Raw genomic sequence first — 18409 nt, forward strand, 5'->3', positions numbered from 1 at the left:
AGTTCGCAGCACAGAGGCAACAGAGGCAATGAGGCCGCGGGATTGTATGCAGTCAGCTCGCCTCGATGGAAGCAGCATCGGGGCCGATCACCTCACCGCGGCCCTCGAGCAACCGCGACTTGGCCGAGTACACATGGGCGAGCATCACCGACTCGGCCCACTGCGGGCTGCGGGCCCGGAAGGCGGCGAGAATCTCCCGATGGTGGCGGTTGCTGCGCTCCTGGTCGGCGCGCGTGTAGTCGTGCACGGTCCGCAGCATCAGCGGCCCGATGACGACGCTGGCCCGGACGGCGGCGAAGATCTCCCCGCCCGCCGCGCGCGCGATGGAGCCGTGGAACTCGCGATTGAACCCGGCCAGGAGGTCGATGAGCTCCGGGTCGCCCAGCTCCATCGCCGCGGTCTGCCGCTCGACCTTGTCGCACAGCGTCGTCAGCCGGTCGATCTCCTCGTCCGACATCGTCACCGCGGCCCGGCGCACCATGAACCCCTCGACGACGGCGCGCATGTCGTAGATCGCGGCGATGTCGAGCGAGCGCCAGTCGACGACGCGGGCGCCACGGTGCGGCAGCACCTCGACGAGACCCTCGGACTGCAAGCGGCGCAACGACTCCCGCACCGGGGTTCGACTCAGCCCGTACCGCTCGGCCAGGTTGGCCTCGCCCAGCCGGGCGCCGCCCTCCAGCTCTCCGGACATGATGTCGGCCCGGATCATGCGGTAGGCCCGGTCGGCCGCCCGTTCGTTACTCGACGTCACTCGCCGAGACGGTACAGGTCCGAACGGCCCACGCCACCCTTGCAGCCGCTCGACCCACCGAAATCCTCGAACTTTGTGCACACTTCACGGCGTGCGGCGGGTCCGGCTGTTTCCGGCAGGTTACCGGCTGACACCCTGACTGGCTGCGGATTCGATGCCAGGAGCGGCCGTACGGCCGTTGACGTCGCAACCGCGAGTTGCATACAGTTTGCCCGTCACGCCGGGGTCTCCGGCTCCGCAACGTCAGGAGGTCGCTCGTGCAGACACCCGACGATCCCGGACCGCTCCGCGGTCCGGACGGCTGGGACGCCGCGCATGCGCGGTACCAGGAGATCGACGACCGGGTCCGGGCCGTCATCACCTGGATCGACGGCTCCCGCGAGGACGCCGTCGCCGCCGCCCGCCGCACAGAGGCGGGCCGCTCGCGCGGGCCGCTCGACGGCGTCCTCGTCGGGCTCAAGGACAACATCGACGTCGCGGGGGTCGTGACGACGGCCGGGGCGTCGTTCCTGGCCCACAACGTCGCCCCCGCCGACGCGACGGTCGTGCGCAGGCTGCGCGAGGCGGGTGCCGTCGTCAGCGCGAAGCTCAACATGGCCGAGCTCGCCTGGGGCGCGACGACCCAGAACCTCACCTACGGCGCCTGTCGCAACCCGTGGGACCTCGACCGCATCCCGGGTGGCTCGTCCGGCGGGTCGGGTGCCGCACTCGCCGCGGGCTACTGCGACCTCGCGCTGGGCACCGACACCGGCGCCTCGGTCCGGATCCCGGCCGCGCTCAACGGGGTCGTCGGGCTGCGGCCCAGCGTCGGCAGCATCTCGATCGACGGGGTGCTCCCCGCCGCGAAGACGCAGGACACCGTGGGCCCGATGGCCCGGCGCGCGATCGACGCGGCCCGGCTGACCGAGGTCCTGACCGGGTTCGACCCGGCCGACCCCTACTCGGTCGCCTCGACCGGGGCGCCCGCCACCTCCGCGATCGGCAAGCCGCTCGACGGGCTCACCGTGGGCGTCGCGCGCCGCTTCTTCTTCGACGGCCTCGACGACGGCGTCGGCGAGCGCATCGAGACCTTCCTCGGCTGGCTCGCCGACCAGGGCACCGTCGCCGCCGACGTTCCCGACTTCGGCGCGCCGGACGCCCACGAGCACTGGACGCGCATCGTCGGCAGCGAGGGCGCGGCCTACCACCGCGAGCGGCTGCTCGCGAGCCCGGACGACTTCTCCCCCGACGTCCTCGGCCGCGTCTCGGCCGGCCTGGACGTCAGCGCCGTCGACCTCGTCCGCTCGCTGGTGTTCCGTGCCGAGTACCGCACCCGGCTCGCCCACGTGTTCACCGACCTCGACGTGATCGTCACGCCCGTCGTGCCCGTCGACGTCCCGCCGGCCGACGGCCCCGACTCCCGCGCCCAGACCCTGCAGCTCGGCCGCATCACCTATCCCTGGGCGCTGCACGACGGCCCGACGCTGAGCCTGCCCATCGGTTTCCACCCGCGCAGCGGGCTGCCGGTGGGGGTCGCGCTCACCGCTCCCCGGTTCGGCGAGGCCGTCCTGTTCCAGATCGCGTGCGCCTACCAGGACGCCACCGACTGGCACCGCGCACGCGCCGTCGTCCCGACCCGCTGACCAGCTCTCCCGCCCGCACACCCGGGCAGACCCGGAAGGTTGTCATGGCAGACCAGCACACCGTCGACGTCTCGGCGCTCCCGCCCGTCGAGCAGGGGCGCGGCGCCCTCGAGGGCCTGCGCGTACTCGACCTCGCGACGATGATGGCCGCCCCATGGGCCGCGACCTACCTGGCGGACTACGGCGCCGACGTCGTCAAGGCCGAGCTGCCCGGCACCGGCGACCCGGTCCGCAAGTGGGGCACGCAGTACAAGGGCGTGTCGCTCGCGTGGAAGACGTTGGCGCGCAACAAGCGGCTCATCACCCTCGCGATGAACAAGCCCGAGGGCCAGGAGCTCGTGCGGCGGCTGGTCAAGGACTTCGACGTCCTCATCGAGAACTTCCGGCCCGGCGTCATGGAGCGCTGGGGTCTCGGCCCCGACGTCCTGCAGGAGATCAACCCGAAGCTGATCATCCTGCGCACCTCGGGCTACGGGCAGACCGGCCCGTTCGCCGAGCGTCCCGGGTTCGGCACCCTGGCCGAGGGCTTCTCCGGCCTGGCCTACATCACCGGCGCCGACGACCGGCCGCCGAGCATCGCGGGCTACCCGCTGGCCGACGGCGTCGCGGCGCTGACCGGCGCGATGGCCGTCCTCGCAGCCGTGTACTGGCGCGACGTCAACGGCGGCAAGGGCCAGGTCATCGACAACGCGATCACCGAGGCGACCTACAGGCTGATCGACTACACGATGCTGGACTGGGAGAAGCGCGGCGTCATCCGCAAGCGCAGCGGCAACCGGCTCGCCGACCTCGCCCCGCGCAACACCTACCAGTGCTCCGACGGGCACTGGATCTCGATCTCCGGCGGCACCCAGGCCATCGTCGAGCGCATGTTCCGGGTCATGGACCGGCCGGAGCTCATCACCGATCCCCGGTTCCTCGACAACGAGACCCGCCTGCAGAACGTGGCCGACCTCGACGAGGTGATCGCCGAGTGGGTCGGCCGGCATCCGCAGGAGGAGGTGCTGCGCCGCTTCGAGGAGGCCCGGGTGGCCGCCGCGGCGGTGCACGACATCAGCCAGGTCGCCGAGCACCCGCACTTCAAGGCGCGCGAGCTGCTGCAGCGCATCGACGACCCGGAGCTCGGTCCGACGTCGGTGACGCACGTGCACCCGAGGCTGTCGGAGACCCCGGGCGGCGTCAGCCGGCTCGGCGGCGTGATGGGACAGGACAACGAGAGCTTCTACCTCGACGAGGTGGGACTCTCCGAAGAGGAGTACCGCAAGCTCAAGGACGTCGGGGCCATCTGAGCGAATCCACCGCACGGCAAGGAGTGAGAATGTACGACCTCATCGTCACCAACGGGCTCGTGGCCGACGACCGCACGGTCCAGCCCCTCGACCTCGCGATCAAGGACGAGAAGATCGTCGCCGTCGGCACTCGGGGACAGTTCTCCGAGACCGGGGCCGCGACCGTCGTCGACGCGGCGGGCCGCTACGTGCTGCCCGGCGGCATCGACAGCCACGTGCACTACGACCTGCAGATCTCCGAGGCCATGAAGGCGCAGTCCTCGGAGGCCGGCTCGCGCGCGGGCCTGTGGGGCGGCACGACCACCTACATCGACTTCTCGATCTCGTGGGGCGAGGAGGACCTCGTCGAGTCCATCCAGTCGAAGATGGAGAAGACGAACTCGCAGAACCTCTACAGCGACTACGCGCTGCACGCGATCATGACCGGCAACTGGCCGCAGTCCAACGCCGACCGGATCCGTGAGGCCATCAGCGGTGGCGTCACGTCGTTCAAGTTCTTCACGACGTTCGCGGGCTCCGAGGCCATCGGCGGCATGATGACCGACGACGGCCGCATCTACTCCGCGATGCTGGAGACCGAGAAGCACGGCGGCGTCGTGATGGTGCACTGCGAGGACGACTGCATCATCGACTACAACGTCCGCAGGCTCTACAGCGAGGGCCGCGAGCACTTCTCCAACATCGGTGAGGCCCGCCCGCCGCTGGCCGAGGAGGCCGCGGTGCGCCGGATGCTGCTGCTGTCCGAGCGCACCGGGTCGCCGCTCTACATCGTGCACGTCTCGGCCAAGGAGTCGATCGACGCGATCGGCGAGTTCCGCGAGAAGGGCGCCCACGCGTTCGGCGAGGTGCTGCACCCGAACCTCGTGTTCGACCCCGAGCTCTACAAGCGGCCCAACGGCCAGCGCTACATGAACTACCCGCCGAACAAGACGATCGAGCACCGCGACGCCCTCTGGGCGGCGTGCGAGTCGGGCGCGCTGCACACGCTGGCCAGCGACGACTACACGATCCCGTGGGACAACAAGATGATGGGCGACACCGTCGACAACGTCACCGGCGGGACGAACAGCGTCGAGACCCGCATGTCGGTGTTCTGGTCCGAGGGCGTGTGCAAGCGCAACCTGTCGGTCCCGCGCTTCGTCGAGCTGACCGCCGCCAACCCGGCCCGGATCTTCGGCCTGTACGGCACCAAGGGTGTCCTGCGCCCGGGCGCCGACGCCGACATCGTGATCATGGACGACGGCTTCGCGCACACCTACAAGCAGGGCGAGAACCTGCACTCGGACTGCGACTACAGCAACTGGGACGGCTGGGAGGTCCGCGGTCTGCCGGTCACCACGATCCTGCGCGGCAACGTGATGATCGACAAGGGCGAGTTCGTCGGCCCGCAGAACGTCGGGAAGTTCGTCCCCGCGTCGACGCCCGAGACGGTCTGAGCCCGATGACGGTCACCGAGTCGTCGAACGGCGGGGCGATCGCCGACGCGACCCTCGACGACTACGCCGCCCGAGGCATGCGCAGGCGGACCGGCTTCGGCCGTAACCCGTGCGTGCTGGTGATCGACTTCCAGTACGGGATGACCGACCCCGAGTGCCCGCTCGGGTCGGCGAACCAGGACGCTCCGATCGAGGTGACGCAACGGATCCTGGCGGCCGCGCGGGCGGCCGGGGTGCCGGTCGTCTACACCCGGGTCGCCTTCCGCGAGGACCTCGCCGACGCCGGCCTGTTCGTGGAGAAGGTGCCCGCGCTGGGTGCGCTCACCCTCGGCAGCCGCTGGGTCGAGATCGACGAGCGCGTCGCCATGCAGGAGGGCGACTACCTGCTCACCAAGCGGCACAGCAGCTCCTTCATCGGCACCGAGCTCCAGCAGGTGCTGCAGAACCGCGGGATCGACACGATCATCAACGTCGGCTGCTCGACGTCGGGCTGCGTGCGGCAGACCGCCGTCGACGCCCAGGCGTACGGGTTCCGCTCGGTCGTGGTCGCCGACGCCGTCGGTGACCGCAGCCCCGAGCAGCACCGGGCCAACCTGATCGACCTCGACGGGAAGTACGCCGACGTCGTGACCAGCGAGGAGGCCATCGCCGCGATCGAGTCGGTCGCGGCCGCGCGGGCGGAGGGAGCACGATGAAGGCCGTCGTCTTCGACAAGTTCGGCGGGCCGGAGGTCCTGCGCCACACCGACATGCCCGACCCGGTCGCCGGACCGGGCGAGGTCGTCGTCGACGTGCGGTTCACCGCACTCAACCACGTCGACATCGACATCCGCGAGGGGGTGTCGCGCTTCGACTTCGAGATGCCGCACATCCTCGGGCTGGAGTGCGCGGGCGTCGTGTCGGCCGTCGGTGACGGTGTCGAGTCGCCGAAGGTCGGCGACCGCGTCGCCGTCTCCTACATCCGCACCTGCGGGTACTGCGAGTGGTGCAAGCGCGGGCAGGACAACCTGTGCGAGAACCGCAGGCTCTACGGCGAGCACATCCCCGGCGCCTACGCCGAGAAGCTGCTCACGCCGGCGAACCACTGCCTGCCGCTGCCCGACGGGCTGTCGTTCGCCGACGCCGCCGCCTCGCTGACGGCGTTCGGCACGGCGTACCACGCGCTCATCCCCCGCGGTGACCTGAAGCTCGGCGAGACGGTGCTGATCCACTCGATCGGCTCCGGTGTCGCGTCGGCGGCCCTGCAGATCTGCAAGGCCGCGGGCGCGACCGTCATCGGCACGGCGAGCCAGGACGCGACGCTCGAGCGCGCCAAGGCCGACGGCGCCGACCACGTCATCAACTACACGACCTCCCCCGACCTGTACGCCGAGATCCTCGACGCGACGGGCGGACGCGGGGTCGACCTGGTGTTCGACGTCGTCGGTGGCGAGGCGTTCGGGAAGTCGATGCAGGTCATGCGGCCCTACGCCCGCCTGATCAGCATCGGCGCCCACGCGGGCGAGGTCGTGCCGTTCGACATCATCGAGTTCTTCCGGCGGCACATCTCCTACATCTCCTCGCACACGCAGACCCGCGACGAGATGACCCATGTGCTCCGCCTCGTCGCCGACGGGACGTTCTCGCCGCGGGTGCACTCGGTGTACCCGCTGGCCGAGGCGGCCAAGGCGCAGGAGGAGCTGGTCGCCCGCAGGCACTACGGAAAGATCCTGCTCGACGTGGGCGGCAACTGACCGTCCCTCCCGGTGCCCGGGCCCTCGCGGTGGGGGGTCCGGGCACTTTCACGTCCGCCCTGCTCGGCCCCGCGAGTGGCGTCACCGGTGATGACCGGTGGCGCCACTCACGGGGGCCGGGGCGCGTCGGGCCTCCCGCACGACGAGCACCGCCGCGGCCAGCAGCAGGCAGCCACCGGCGGCCAGCCACGCGACCGTATAGCCCGCACCCGTCGCGACCAGCCCGAACAGCGCCGGCCCCGCGACCCCGCCGACCGCCGCGCCCACCATGATCGCGGCCGACGCGCGGGCGGTCGCCTCGGGGTGCGACGCGACGACGTCCTGGGTCAGCAGGCCGTTCCAGCCCCAGCCCGCGCCGCACGCCAGGACGGTCGCGGCGGCGAGCCCGCCCGTCGACCCGGTCAGCGCGAGGCCCGCGGTGCCGAGCCCGCCGGCCGCCATCAGCCCGGCGCACACCAGCAACGGCCGCGCCGCCGTACCGAACCGCCACGATGCGACGAAGCGGCCGCTGATCCCGCACACCCCGCCGAGCGCGAGCAGGAAGCCCGCGGTCGGCGCGGCGGTCCCGCCCGCAACGGCCGCGACGACGTAGAAGCCACCCGTGGCCGAGACCGCGGCCATGGCGAGCGCGACGGCCGTCGAGACCGGGACGAGCCCGCGCGGCCGTGCCGCCCGCCGCGCAGCCGGCTCCGCCGCCGACCGCACGGCCGGACGCGGCAGCCTGCGCGGCAACGCGATCAGGGCCGGCAGTGCGACGAGCACGGCCGCGGCGAACGCCCAGCGCCAGCCGACGGTGAGCACGACCAGCGGCACCCCGAGGCCGGCCAGCAGCGACGCACCGGGCAGTGACGCCTGCTTGACGCCGTAGGCGAAACCGCGCCGCTCGGGCGGGAGCACGGAGAACAGGGCCATGTCCCCCGCGGGGGTCGCGAGGGCCGTCGCCGCACCGCCGACCACCGCGAACACGACGAGCGCCGCGAACGAGCCGGCGGTCGCGAGCCCGACGAGCGAGACGACGGCGATCGCGATGCCCGCGATGGTCGTCGCCCGGGAACCACGGGCGTGCGCGACGTGCCCGCCGACCAGCCCGACGAGCGCCATCGCGATCCAGAACGCCGACACGGCGATGCCGAGGCGTCCGGCGTCGACGTGCAGGTCGGCGCCCAGGCTGGGGGCGGCCGCGCCGAGCAGGAACACCGGCAGCATCGACACCGTCGCCGCGCACGTCACCGCCGCGAGCACCCGTCCCCAGCTCACGCGTTCGTCCACCACTCATCTCCTGTTGTATGCGATATGGACCCGACCTGCGTCTACGTCCGGCCACCGTCGCACATCGTCGTTCCTCATGAAAGACCTGTTGAATGCCGGAATTCGAGAGAAGATGCGGCGCCGGAGAGCATGGTCTTTCCTGGGACGATCGTATACATTTAGCAGGTCGTGTACACCTGCGGTGCTACCCCCGCGAGGGCGGGCCCGCCCCAACCGAGAGGACGTCCCGGATGGCCGGCACTCCCCAGGCCCGAATCGTCGAGGTCCTGCTGCGCGACGGGCTGCAGACGATGGTCTACGAGTCGGAATGGCACGTCCCGACGACCGAGGAGAAGCTCGAGCTCATCGAGATGCTCGCGGACGCCGGGATCCCCGAGCTGGAGGTCACCGGCTTCGTCCACCCGAAGGTCATCCCGATGCTCGCGGACGCGAGCGAGGTCGTGCAGCGGCTCCCCGACCGCCCCGGAACCGTCTTCCGGGCGCTGGTGCCCAACCTGCGCGGCGCCCAGCGGGCCGTCGCCGCGGGCTGCACCAAGCTGTCGTCGCTGATCGTCGCGAGCGAGACGTACAACAAGAAGAACTCGAACATGACGCTCGAGCAGAACATCGAGCAGATTCGGCTGATCACCGAGCTGGCGAAGGCCGAGAAGGCCGTGGTCAACGTCAGCATGGGCACCTGCTTCCTGTGCCCGTACGAGGGCGAGATGCCCGAGAAGCACATCCTCGGGCTCATCGAGACGTTCATGGACTTCGGCGTCCGTGAGGTCAGCATCGCCGACAGCATCGGCATGGCCAACCCGCGCATGGTCGCCGCCCGGGTCAAGGCGATCACGTCGCGCTGGCCCGAGCTGGAGCTCGGCATGCACATGCACGACCGGACCGGCATGGCGCTGGCCAACATCGTCGCTGCGCTGGACAACGGCGCGACGATCTTCGAGACGTGCGCGGGCGGCTACGGCGGCGGCATCTCGATGCCGGTGTCGGTGCTGGGCATGGGCAACGTCCCGACCGAGGACGTCGTCAACATGTTCGACGAGATGGGCGTCTCGACCGGCGTCGACCTCGACGCGGTGCGCACCGCCGCGAACCGGACCGCCGAGATCATCGGCCTGCCGACCTACGGGCGGGTGTCCAAGTACGGCACGTACGCCGAGTTCCACCAGGAGGCGCTGGCGCACATCGACGCGCCCGCCCGCGGGAACTCCGCCCTGCAGAAGTGATCCGTCCCGCCCGCGGCCGCACACCGGCCGCGGGCGGTGGCTCACTGGACGGCGTCGCCCGTCCGGAACCGGGCCGTGATCGCGTCGAGCTCGGTGAGCAGCGCGTCGTCGAGCCGGACGCCCGCCGCCTCCACCGCGAGATCGAGCTGGTCGGGCCGGGTCGCGCCGAGGATCACAGAGGTCACCCCCGCCCGGGAGCGCAGCCACGCCGTGGCCAGCACCGGCATCGTCAGGCCCGCTCCGGCCGCCAGCCCGCGGATCGCCTCGACGGCGTCGAACGCGTCGTCGTGCCAGTAGCGGTCGCGGTAGAGCCCGCCTGCGCCGGCGTCGGCGAACCGGGTGCCCGTCGCCGACGTGCCGTCACGGCGGTGCTTCCCGGTGAGCATGCCGCCGGCCAACGCGTTGTAGGCGAGCAGCCCGAGGCCGTCCTCGCGGCACAGCGGCAGCAGCTCGCGCTCGTGCTCGCGGAAGAGCAGGTTGTAGCGGGCCTGCACCGACACGAACGCCGTCCACCCGTGCAGGGCACTGCGCCCCAACGCCCTCGCCACCTGGTAGGCGAGGAAGTTCGAGCAGCCGACGTAGCGCACCTTGCCCGCGCGGACCACGTCGTCGAGCGCCGACAGGGTCTCCTCGACCGGGGTCAGCGGGTCGGGGCGGTGCAGCTGGTAGAGATCGATCCAGTCCGTGTCCAGCCGGCGCAGCGACGCGTCGACGGCGTCGAGGACGTGCCGTCGCGACAGCCCGCCGTCCCACGGCCGCGGCCCCGTCGGCCCGTGGACCTTGGTCGCGACGACGAACCGGTCGCGCCGCCCGCGCAGCCAGCGCCCGACGATCTCCTCGGTCGTCCCGGCCTGCTCCCAGGGGCTGCCGATGGGGTACTTGTCGGCCGTGTCGAGGAAGGAGATGCCGAGCTCGTCGGCCCGGTCGAGGATCGCGTGCGACTCCTTCTCGTCGCACTGGCCGCCGAAGGTCGCGGTGCCCAGGCAGAAGCGCGACACCGGCAGACCGGTGCGGCCCAGCACGGCGTGGTCGTCGTCGAACAGGACAGGATCGGTCACGGCTGCATCTCCTCGGAACAGTCGACGTGGGGCTCGTTCTCGGTGCCGGTACCGTCGACCCGGTCGGCGCGCGACACCGCCACGATCGCGGCGCCGGCCACGTTGAGGACCGCACACGTCACCCAGCCCCACGTCCAGGCGCCCGCGAGCGACACCACGAACCCGACGAGCAGCGGGCAGCCCACGGCGCCGAGGTTGATCAGGGTCAGCGAGGCGCCCGTCGTGCGGCCGACCTCGCCCGGCTGCGCGGCCTCGGCGACCGCGGCGACGTACACGCCGTTCCAGCCGATCGCGCACAGCCCGACGACCGGCAGCGCCACCGGCAGGAGGGCCTCGGGCACCACCCACAGCAGCGTGACGGCGGCCGCCCCGGCCAGCGCGACGACCTGCAGGTGCCGCAGCCGGGCGTCGGGACGCAGGTCGGAGACCCAGCCCCAGAGCGGTCGCCCGACGACCCCACCGACCAGCAGCAGCGCCACACCCAGGCCGGCTCGCGCCGCATCCAGGCCGCGCTCCTCCACGAGGTACACCGTGGTGAACGCGAAGATGCTGACCTGGGCCCCGGCCATGACGAAGCCGTAGCCGTAGCCGTGCGGCAGCCGCATCCGCAGGTCGGGACGCGCGAGCCCGGTGACGACCCCGGACGCGGCGACCCGCACCCGCCCGCGCAGGGCGACGAGCAGGCCGGCGACCGCGCACGTCGCGAGCGGGACGACGGCGGCCCAGCGCCAGCCGGCGGCCGAGCCGACGGCCGGCAGTACCGCGCCCGCGACGATGCCGCCGAGCGGCACACCCGCCTGCTTGACGCTCATGACCAGGCCCCGGCGGCGGGCGTGCACCGGGTTGGCGAGCACGTTCGTCGCCGGGTTGACGATGCCGTAGCCGAGGCCGGTGACGGCGATCCCGATGAAGAACCAGCCGGCGCCCGCCGCGGTGGCCGCGACGGTGACGCCGGCGGCCATGGTCAGCAGGCCCGTCGCGAGCACGACGGCCGGGCCGAACCGGTCGGTGGCCCGGCCACCCGTGCGTGACGTCAACATGGCGCCGAGGTAGGCGACCGACGCGATCGCGCCGACGCCCACCTCGGTGAGCCGGAGATCCACTCTGATCAGGGGGGCGTTCGCCGAGGCGCCGACGACCGCGAAGCCGCCGGCCGCCAGGGCGAGCACCGAGAGCGCGACTCCCTCGCGCAGCGAGAACGGCGGCCGTCCCGCCCGCGCGGGCGTCAGAACCCCTGCTTCATCCGGCGGCGCCGGATGATCTGGGAGAACGACACCGCGAGGATCAGCGCCCCGCCGTAGAAGATGTTCTGCACGAACGACTGCAGGCCCAGCAGCTGCAGCCCGGTGATGCCGGTGACCAGGAAGTACACCGCGATCACCGTGCCCCACGGGTTGAAGCGACCGGGCTTGATCGTCGTCGAGCCGAGGAACGCCGCCGCGAACGCCGGTAGCAGCAGGTCCAGACCGGTGGTCGGGCCCGCGGAACCGGACGTGCCCGCGATCAGCACACCACCGAGCGCGGCGACGAAGGCCGAGGTGACCAGCGCGCCGATGCGCAGCGTCGACACCCGCATGCCCGAGAGCCGGGCGACCTCGCGGTTGCGGCCGACGACGAGCAGCCGCTGCCCGAGCGGGGTGAAGGCGAAGACGTACCACAGCACCAGCGCGAAGATGATCGCGTAGTAGAACTCCATCGGGATCCCGAACAGCCGGTACGAGATCACCACGTCGACGAGCGTCTGGTCGACGCCGGTGATGGTGTTCGCGCCGCTGATCCAGAGCGCGACGCCGGCGAGCAGCGTGCTCATGCCCAGGGTGACGATCAGGCTGTCGATCCCGAGCAGCACGGTCAGCATGCCGTTGATCAACCCGACGACGATGCCGGCCAGCAGCGCGACGACGACCGCGGCCCAGATGTTCCAGCCGTGCTGGACGTTGAGGATCGCGATCACCAGCGCCGACATCCCGACGACCGACCCGATCGACAGGTCGAAGTCGCCCGCGATGAGCGGCACGATCAGGCCGAGGGTCACCACCACGAGGACGGCCTGCGAGGCCAGGATCGACGCCGCGTTGGCCGAGGTGAAGAACGTGTCGGTCTCCAGGATGCTGAAGACGACGATCACCGCGAGCCAGGTCAGCGGCAGTGCCATGGCCTCGAGCCGGCCGGTGGGCCTGCGCCGGGCCGCCTTCTCCGACGGCTCGGCCGCCTCGGCGGCGGTGGACGATGGGGACTCGGTGACGGGCGGCCCCGCGTCCACCGGGGTCTCGGCGTCCTTGCGCGCGGTCGTCATGTCGGCGCCTCTCTTCTCGTTCACGGGGCCGGTGTGGTCGTTCACGGGGCCGGGACGGGGGCCGACGCCTGGCCGTGACACAGGTCGGCGATGCGGGCCTTGGTGATGTCTGCGCCCGTCACGAACGTGACGAGCCGGCCGCGCACGAAGATCCCCACGCGGTCACAGATTGTCTCGAGCTGCTCGTACTCCGAACTCGCGCAGATCGTCGCGCTGGTCGCGGTACTGCCGCGGATCATGTCGAAGATCTGCTGGCGGGCGCCGACGTCGACGCCCTGGGTGGGTTCGTGCAGCAGCAGCACCTTCGGGTTCGTCTGCTGCCACTTGGCCATGAGGGCCTTCTGCTGGTTGCCGCCGGAGAACGACCCGTACTCCAGGTCGGGCACGGCGGGCCGGACGTCGAACTCGGTGACGAGCTGACGGACGTTGTCGCGCATCGTCCCGTGCCGCAGCCGCCAGCCGCGGAAGTACCGGTCCAGCACGGTGAGGTTCATGTTCTCGCCGAGCGAGAGCGTCGCGACGCTGCCGGAGTTCTTGCGGTCACCAGGCACGAGCGCCATGCCCAACGACATGGCGCGCCGCGGCGTGAGGCTCGCGATGTCGATGGTGCGCTCGCCGGAGCTGATCGTCCCGGTCGCGCCCGGGGAGGCCCCGAACAGCGAGTAGACGACCTCCTCGTACCCGGACCCGACGAGGCCGGCGAAGCCGAGCACCTCGCCCTCGTGCAGGTCGAAGGACACGTCCTGCAGCGGGCCGTGCGAGAGGTTGCGCACCGACAGCACGACGTCGCGGCCGACGGTCGTCGCGGCGTGCGCGTCGTGCGGGTGCTCGGCGAGCTCACGGCCGATGATCATCGTGACGAGCTCGCGGCCGGAGATCTCCTTCGTCACCGCGGTGCCGGACGTACGGCCGTCGCGCAGGACGGTCACCCGGTCGGTGATCTCACGGACCTCGTCGAGGTCGTGCGACACGAAAAGGACGCTCGACCCGTCGGAGGTGATGCGCCGCACCAGCGAGAACAGCTGACCGACCTCCTGCTTGGGCAGGAAGACGGTCGGCTCGTCGAGGACGAGCATGTTCGCGCCCGCCTCACCCTCCGCGGCCGCGCCCGCGCGGATGCTCTCGACGGCACGCACGATCGCGAGCATCGCCCGGTCGACGGGCCGGATCCGTTCGACGGTGGCGTCGGGGTCGATGTCGACGTCGTAGCGCGCGAACATGGCCGCTGCCCGCTCACGGGCCGCCCGCCAGGAGTACGCGACCTTCCGCGACGACGCGATCTCGCCGAGCATCAGGTTCTCGGTGACCGACAGCGAGGGCACGAGCCCCAGGTCCTGGTGGACGAAGTCGAAGCCGAGGCTGCGGTGCTGGCCCGGCAGCAGCGGCAGCGGAACGTCCCGGCCGGCGACCTCCAGCGTGCCCCCGTCGGGCGTGTGGAAGCCCGACAGGACCTTGATCAGCGTGGACTTCCCGGAGCCGTTCTCCCCCAGCAGACCGTGCACCTCGCCGGGCATGATCGTGAGGTCGACACCGTCGAGGGCCCGCTGCCCACCGAAGATCTTCGTGAGCCCGCGGATCCGGACGAGCGGGGTCGAGTTCGTCATGACTGTCCTCCTCGGCGTGCGAGCGGTGGGTCGGCTGCTCACCCGGCCCCGGGCCGGCCGCGTCGGCGACCGGCCCGGGGACCGCTGGAGAGCGGATGGTTCGTACGGGTCAGGCGCCGCCGCCCAGGCCCCACAGCTTGAGGAACCCGGAGGTGTAGGCGTTGCCGTAGCCCTCGCCGGCCTTGGCCGGCGTGCCGGCCTCGGCCACGTTGGTCTTGTCCCAGATGCGGATCGGCGTGCGCTCGTGCACCGGCTGCTGACCGAGCAGGACCCGGAAGACCTGGTCCATCGTCGCGTAGCCGATACCCGGGGTGTCCTCACCGACGTTCATCGCGACGAGCTCACCGTTGGACTGGCGGATCGCGTCGAGCGCGAAGGGCGAACCGTTGTAGCTGGTGATCTTCACCTGACCGGTCTTGGCCAGCGTCTGCACCGCCGGGATCGCGCCCGCGACCATGGCGTCGTAGAGCACGTAGACGTAGTTGACCTTCGGGTTGGCCTGCAGGGCCGACTGGACGACACCCTGGGTCTTGGTGTTCCAGTCCGCCACCGGGATGTTGGTGACGGTCGTCGAGCAGTCCGGGCAGTTCGCCGCGAACTCGTCCTGCATCGTCTTGATGGTGCCGGGGCTGGGCAGGATGTCGCTGCCGCCCACGATCAGCACGTTCGCCTTGCCGCCGGAGTCCTTGATCATCCAGTCGGCGGCCGCCTTGCCGGCCTCGTTGAACGGCGCGGTCACCGTCGCGGTGACGTCGGTGCAGCCCTCACAGGCGGGCGGGTCCGGCATCTCGTTGTCGTGGAAGTGCATCACGATCACCGGGATGCCCGCGGCCTTCGCGGCCTGCAGCTGCGGGCCGAGCGCGCGGGGGTCGGGCGCGCCGTTGAGGACGATGATGTCCTGCTTGGAGGCGATGGCCTGGTTGATGCCCTGGACCCACTGCGACACCTGGGCCTGGTTGTCGAACTTGGTGTAGACCATGCCCGCCTTCTCGGCCGCCTCCTGCATGGAGGCCGAGATCGACTGCACGAACGGGTTCGGCACCGACGGGATGTCGAAGATCTTCTTGCCCTTGAGCGACGAGACGTCGATGGCCGGACCGGGCGGGGTGAACGTCGACGGACCGCTGTACTTCGCGATGTTGTCGACGACGGCCTGCGGCACCGCCGCGGCGGGTGCCCCGGAGTCGGACGACGTCGAGGCGGTCCCGCCCTTGGAGCAGGCGGCCAGTGCCACCACGGCGACGGCGGCGATCGCTCCTGCCACCCAGCGCCGGGCTCTATGTGTATACATGTGCTGCCCTCTTCTCGGACCAGATTCAGTCCCCCGATCGGCCAATCGAACCGGGTTTCCCCTCATCAGTCAACAGATCTGGCGCCCAGTTTGTAACTGTTGAGTTTCGTAAGCGGGCGGTGACTCTGCCCGTTCGGTATGCAATCTTGGAACGGTCACAGGGCGCAGCCGTCCCGCGGCCCCGTGTGGCGCTCCGCGTCGGGCCGTCCGTCCGGACGCTCGCGGAGAGCCTTCCGCCCCTGCGACGTGTCGGTTTCGTCCAGGTCGTCGCGCGTCCGCCGGACGCCGCCGGATCCCCACGGGCGCGGGCAGGCCGCTCGCCCGGAGATCCGTGCCGTCCGGTGTTCGGGGCGAACCGACGGTGGCCGCGACGGGCCCCGCGGACGCCGTCGCGAGACACGCATCACGGCGACGCCGGATCACGCACGCGCTCACGCACCCGGCGCCGTCGCCGGCCGCGCCCGCCGTCCCGGCACACCCGCCGGCCGCGCACTGCGCGGCACGGGCGGCCGGTCCGTGGCCGGGGCGTGCGGCCGAGCTGGTCATGACGGGCTCCGCGTGGGGTTGGTGGCCTTCCGGAGGTCGGTGACGGTCGAGCGACGCGCGACGGCGGGGCCGTCAGGTGATGAGGTGGTCGGGCATCGGGTCGGCGTGCAGGGCGCGGCCGACGGGCCCGGGGTCGTGGAAGCCGTCGGCGTCGAGGACCACGCGGCCCCCGCTGACGACGACCGACGGCCAGCCGGCGAGCTCCTCCCCCTCGTAGGGCGAGTAGTCGGTGGCCATGTGCAGGTCGGCGATCCGTGCGGGGCGGCGCCCGGCTGGGTCGAGCACGACGAGGTCGGCGTCGTGCCCGGGAGCCAGCACGCCCTTGCCGGTCAGGCCGTTGAGCCGGGCGGGGTTCGTCGCGAACATGCCGACGAACCGCTCGACCGGCATCCCGCCGCGCACGACGAGCTGGGTGAAGGTCACCGGCAGCCGGGTCTCGACGCCCGGCAGCCCGTTGGGCATGACCCGGACGTCGTGCGAGTGCTCGGACTTCTGGCCCGTCGAGTAGCAGCAGTGGTCCGAGCCGAGGGTGTCGACGTCGCCGACGAGCGCCCGGGCCCGCAGCTGCGCGACGGTCTCCGGCGCGCGCAGCGGCGGGCAGCAGACGAAGCGCTCGGGATGGTCGCCCGCGTAGGTGCCCTCGTCGAGATAGAGGTAGTGCGGGCAGGTCTCGGTGTAGGCCCGCACCCCACGCCGGCGCGCCGCCCGGACGAGGTCGACGGCCTCGGCGGTGGTCTGGTGCACGAAGTAGACCGGGGCGTCGACGTGCTCGGCCGTCGCGAGGACCTGTGCCACCGCCGCGGCCTCGGCGAGCTCGGGCCGGGTCCGCGGCATGTGACCGGCGGCCGCCTCGCCCGCCGCGACGGCCGACGCCTGCGCGTCCTCGATGACGTGGTTGGCCTCGGCGTGCACGTAGGCGATGCCGCCCTGGGCGTGCAGCGTCCGCAGCACCTCGAGCACCGTGTCGGGCCCGGCCATGACGACGTCCTTGTACGTCGTGAACAGCTTGATCGTGCGCACGCCCGTGGTCGCCATCTCGGCGATCTGGCCCGCCGTCGTGGCGTCCCACTGGATGACGCAACCGTGCAGCGCGGTGTCGCAGCGGGAGATCTCCGCCAGTTTGCGACGTTCGGCGACCGCGTCGATCGGACGCTGACCCGGATCGGGGATCGCGAAGTCGACGACGGTCGTCGTGCCGCCCCACAGCGCGGCGATGCTGGCCGAGGCGTAGTCGTCGAGCTGGCTGTACTCGCCGAGCCGCTGCCCGATGTGGCAGTGCGGGTCGACACCACCGGGGATCACGAACGATCCCGCGGCGTCGATCGCCCGTCGGTGCGGCGGCAGCGGCAGCGCCGGGTCCTGGACCGCGACGATCCGTCCGTCGGTGACGACGACCGTCGCGGCGGCGCTGCCACCCGCGTTGACGACGGTGCCGCCGTGGACGACGAGGTCCGCGGGAGCCGGTGGGGTCGACGGTGGGGTCGACGGTGGGGTCGACGGTGGGGTCGACGAGGTCATCGGGCGGGCTCCTCAGCTCGTTGCGGTGGCGGCCCGGACCGCCGCGGGATCGAAGATGACGGTGTCGACCGCCGCGAGATGGGCCGCCATCGTCGCGGCCGCGGCGCCGGAATCGCCCGCGGTGATCACGTCGACGATCTCGGTGTGCTCGGCGAGCTGGCTCTCCCTGGCCGCCGGCGAGCTCACCGCCAACTGGTTCACCAGCACCCACAGCGGATGCGACTCGGCGTTGACGAACTGGCCGACGATGCCGGCGAGCAGGGTGTTGCCGCACCCCAGCGCGAGCTCGCCGTGGAACCGGAGACCGAGGGCGAGGAACCGGGTCACCTCGGCGGGCTCGGCCACGAGCTCGGCGGCCTCGGCGAGGATCCGGCGCAGCCTGCCGACGGTGTCGCCGTCGATCCGGGTGGCCGCGAGCGCGGCCACGGCCGGTTCCACACTGCGGCGGGCCTCGATCAGCTCCCGGGGTGCGACGTCGAGCGCGGAGGCCTCGATCGCCGCGACCGCCGGGTGCGTGCGGACGTAGGTCCCGTCGCCGTGCCGCACCTCGACGGCGCCGACGATCTCCAGCGCGAGGATCGCCTCCCGCGCCGTCGCGCGGGAGACGTCGAGCCGCTCGGCGAGATCGCGGTCGCCCGGGAGCCGGGTCCCCGCGGCGTACTCGCCCGTCGCCACCGAGGTGAGCAGCTGCTGGGCCACCGCCAGGTACAGCCGGGGCTTCGCGCCCGAGGATTGGCCCGATCTCTGCATGGCGAGAGGTTAGACCTGTCCACG

At 71.7% G+C, this 18409-nt stretch carries 15 protein-coding genes; 6 read left to right on the top strand and 9 right to left on the bottom strand.

Annotated features, from left to right (window positions below; genetic code table 11):
• Positions 1–52: 52 nt before the first annotated feature.
• Positions 53–754, bottom strand: a complete 702-nt coding sequence (locus PSED_RS20860) for a GntR family transcriptional regulator (RefSeq protein ID WP_013676229.1) — start codon at positions 752–754, stop codon at positions 53–55.
• Between the two features lie 257 nt (positions 755–1011).
• On the opposite strand from PSED_RS20860, the gene PSED_RS20865 reads away from it, so the two are divergent.
• Genes PSED_RS20865 through PSED_RS20885 form a run of 5 tightly spaced genes read left to right on the top strand, consistent with a single transcriptional unit; the run spans position 1012 to position 6833 of the window.
• A complete protein-coding gene (locus tag PSED_RS20865; protein WP_013676230.1) occupies positions 1012–2376 on the top strand; it encodes an amidase in 1365 nt (454 codons plus the stop codon).
• Positions 2377–2420: 44 nt separating this feature from the next.
• Entirely contained in the window at positions 2421–3665 is a 1245-nt protein-coding gene (locus PSED_RS20870) for a CaiB/BaiF CoA transferase family protein (RefSeq protein ID WP_013676231.1), read from the top strand.
• Between the two features lie 29 nt (positions 3666–3694).
• Entirely contained in the window at positions 3695–5101 is a 1407-nt protein-coding gene (locus PSED_RS20875; protein ID WP_013676232.1) for an amidohydrolase family protein, read from the top strand.
• A 5-nt stretch (positions 5102–5106) separates the two neighbouring features.
• Positions 5107–5796 carry an isochorismatase family protein gene (locus tag PSED_RS20880; RefSeq protein ID WP_013676233.1) on the top strand — a complete coding sequence of 230 codons (690 nt, stop codon included), beginning with the start codon at positions 5107–5109 and terminating at the stop codon, positions 5794–5796.
• Positions 5793–6833: an alcohol dehydrogenase catalytic domain-containing protein gene (locus PSED_RS20885; protein ID WP_013676234.1), complete on the top strand. Its 1041-nt coding sequence runs from the start codon at positions 5793–5795 to the stop codon at positions 6831–6833. Before PSED_RS20880 ends, PSED_RS20885 begins: the two co-directional genes overlap by 4 nt.
• 81 nt (positions 6834–6914) lie before the next feature.
• Here PSED_RS20885 and PSED_RS20890 read toward each other — a convergent pair whose 3' ends face one another.
• On the bottom strand, positions 6915–8102 hold the full coding sequence (locus PSED_RS20890; protein WP_013676235.1) for an MFS transporter: 1188 nt from the start codon (positions 8100–8102) through the stop codon (positions 6915–6917).
• Between the two features lie 230 nt (positions 8103–8332).
• Between PSED_RS20890 and PSED_RS20895 the strand changes: the two genes are divergently transcribed.
• The gene (locus tag PSED_RS20895; RefSeq protein WP_013676236.1) at positions 8333–9322 is read left to right on the top strand and encodes a hydroxymethylglutaryl-CoA lyase; all 990 of its coding nucleotides are present in this window, start codon (positions 8333–8335) and stop codon (positions 9320–9322) included.
• A 41-nt stretch (positions 9323–9363) separates the two neighbouring features.
• On the opposite strand, the gene PSED_RS20900 is transcribed toward PSED_RS20895, so the two are convergent.
• From PSED_RS20900 to PSED_RS20930, 7 genes are all read right to left on the bottom strand, one after another.
• A complete protein-coding gene (locus tag PSED_RS20900; protein ID WP_013676237.1) occupies positions 9364–10380 on the bottom strand; it encodes an aldo/keto reductase in 1017 nt (338 codons plus the stop codon).
• A complete protein-coding gene (locus tag PSED_RS20905) occupies positions 10377–11549 on the bottom strand; it encodes an MFS transporter (protein WP_013676238.1) in 1173 nt (390 codons plus the stop codon). The genes PSED_RS20900 and PSED_RS20905 overlap by 4 nt, the downstream gene beginning before the upstream one ends.
• A 56-nt stretch (positions 11550–11605) precedes the next feature.
• On the bottom strand, positions 11606–12700 hold the full coding sequence (locus tag PSED_RS20910; RefSeq protein WP_199796681.1) for an ABC transporter permease: 1095 nt from the start codon (positions 12698–12700) through the stop codon (positions 11606–11608).
• A 17-nt stretch (positions 12701–12717) separates the two neighbouring features.
• On the bottom strand, positions 12718–14280 hold the full coding sequence (locus PSED_RS20915) for a sugar ABC transporter ATP-binding protein (RefSeq protein ID WP_013676240.1): 1563 nt from the start codon (positions 14278–14280) through the stop codon (positions 12718–12720).
• Between the two features lie 109 nt (positions 14281–14389).
• Positions 14390–15544, bottom strand: coding sequence for a sugar ABC transporter substrate-binding protein (locus tag PSED_RS20920; RefSeq protein ID WP_041759922.1), 1155 nt, complete (start codon positions 15542–15544; stop codon positions 14390–14392).
• A gap of 645 nt (positions 15545–16189) precedes the next feature.
• Positions 16190–17635, bottom strand: a complete 1446-nt coding sequence (locus tag PSED_RS20925; protein ID WP_013676242.1) for an amidohydrolase family protein — start codon at positions 17633–17635, stop codon at positions 16190–16192.
• A 12-nt stretch (positions 17636–17647) separates the two neighbouring features.
• Positions 17648–18385 carry a FadR/GntR family transcriptional regulator gene (locus tag PSED_RS20930; RefSeq protein WP_013676243.1) on the bottom strand — a complete coding sequence of 246 codons (738 nt, stop codon included), beginning with the start codon at positions 18383–18385 and terminating at the stop codon, positions 17648–17650.
• Positions 18386–18409: the final 24 nt, after the last annotated feature.

Source organism: Pseudonocardia benzenivorans CB1190, assembly GCF_000196675.2.
Lineage (GTDB): Bacteria > Actinomycetota > Actinomycetes > Mycobacteriales > Pseudonocardiaceae > Pseudonocardia > Pseudonocardia benzenivorans.

Excerpts from the sequence above, each read along its gene's own strand:
- PSED_RS20880 (WP_013676233.1), top strand. The coding sequence starts at position 5,107 with ATGACGGTCACCGAGTCGTCGAACGGCGGGGCGATCGCCGACGCGACC.
- PSED_RS20930 (WP_013676243.1), bottom strand. The coding sequence starts at position 18,385 with ATGCAGAGATCGGGCCAATCCTCGGGCGCGAAGCCCCGGCTGTACCTG.
- PSED_RS20875 (WP_013676232.1), top strand. The coding sequence starts at position 3,695 with ATGTACGACCTCATCGTCACCAACGGGCTCGTGGCCGACGACCGCACG.
- PSED_RS20885 (WP_013676234.1), top strand. The coding sequence starts at position 5,793 with ATGAAGGCCGTCGTCTTCGACAAGTTCGGCGGGCCGGAGGTCCTGCGC.
- PSED_RS20925 (WP_013676242.1), bottom strand. The coding sequence starts at position 17,635 with ATGACCTCGTCGACCCCACCGTCGACCCCACCGTCGACCCCACCGTCG.
- PSED_RS20915 (WP_013676240.1), bottom strand. The coding sequence starts at position 14,280 with ATGACGAACTCGACCCCGCTCGTCCGGATCCGCGGGCTCACGAAGATC.
- PSED_RS20895 (WP_013676236.1), top strand. The coding sequence starts at position 8,333 with ATGGCCGGCACTCCCCAGGCCCGAATCGTCGAGGTCCTGCTGCGCGAC.
- PSED_RS20870 (WP_013676231.1), top strand. The coding sequence starts at position 2,421 with ATGGCAGACCAGCACACCGTCGACGTCTCGGCGCTCCCGCCCGTCGAG.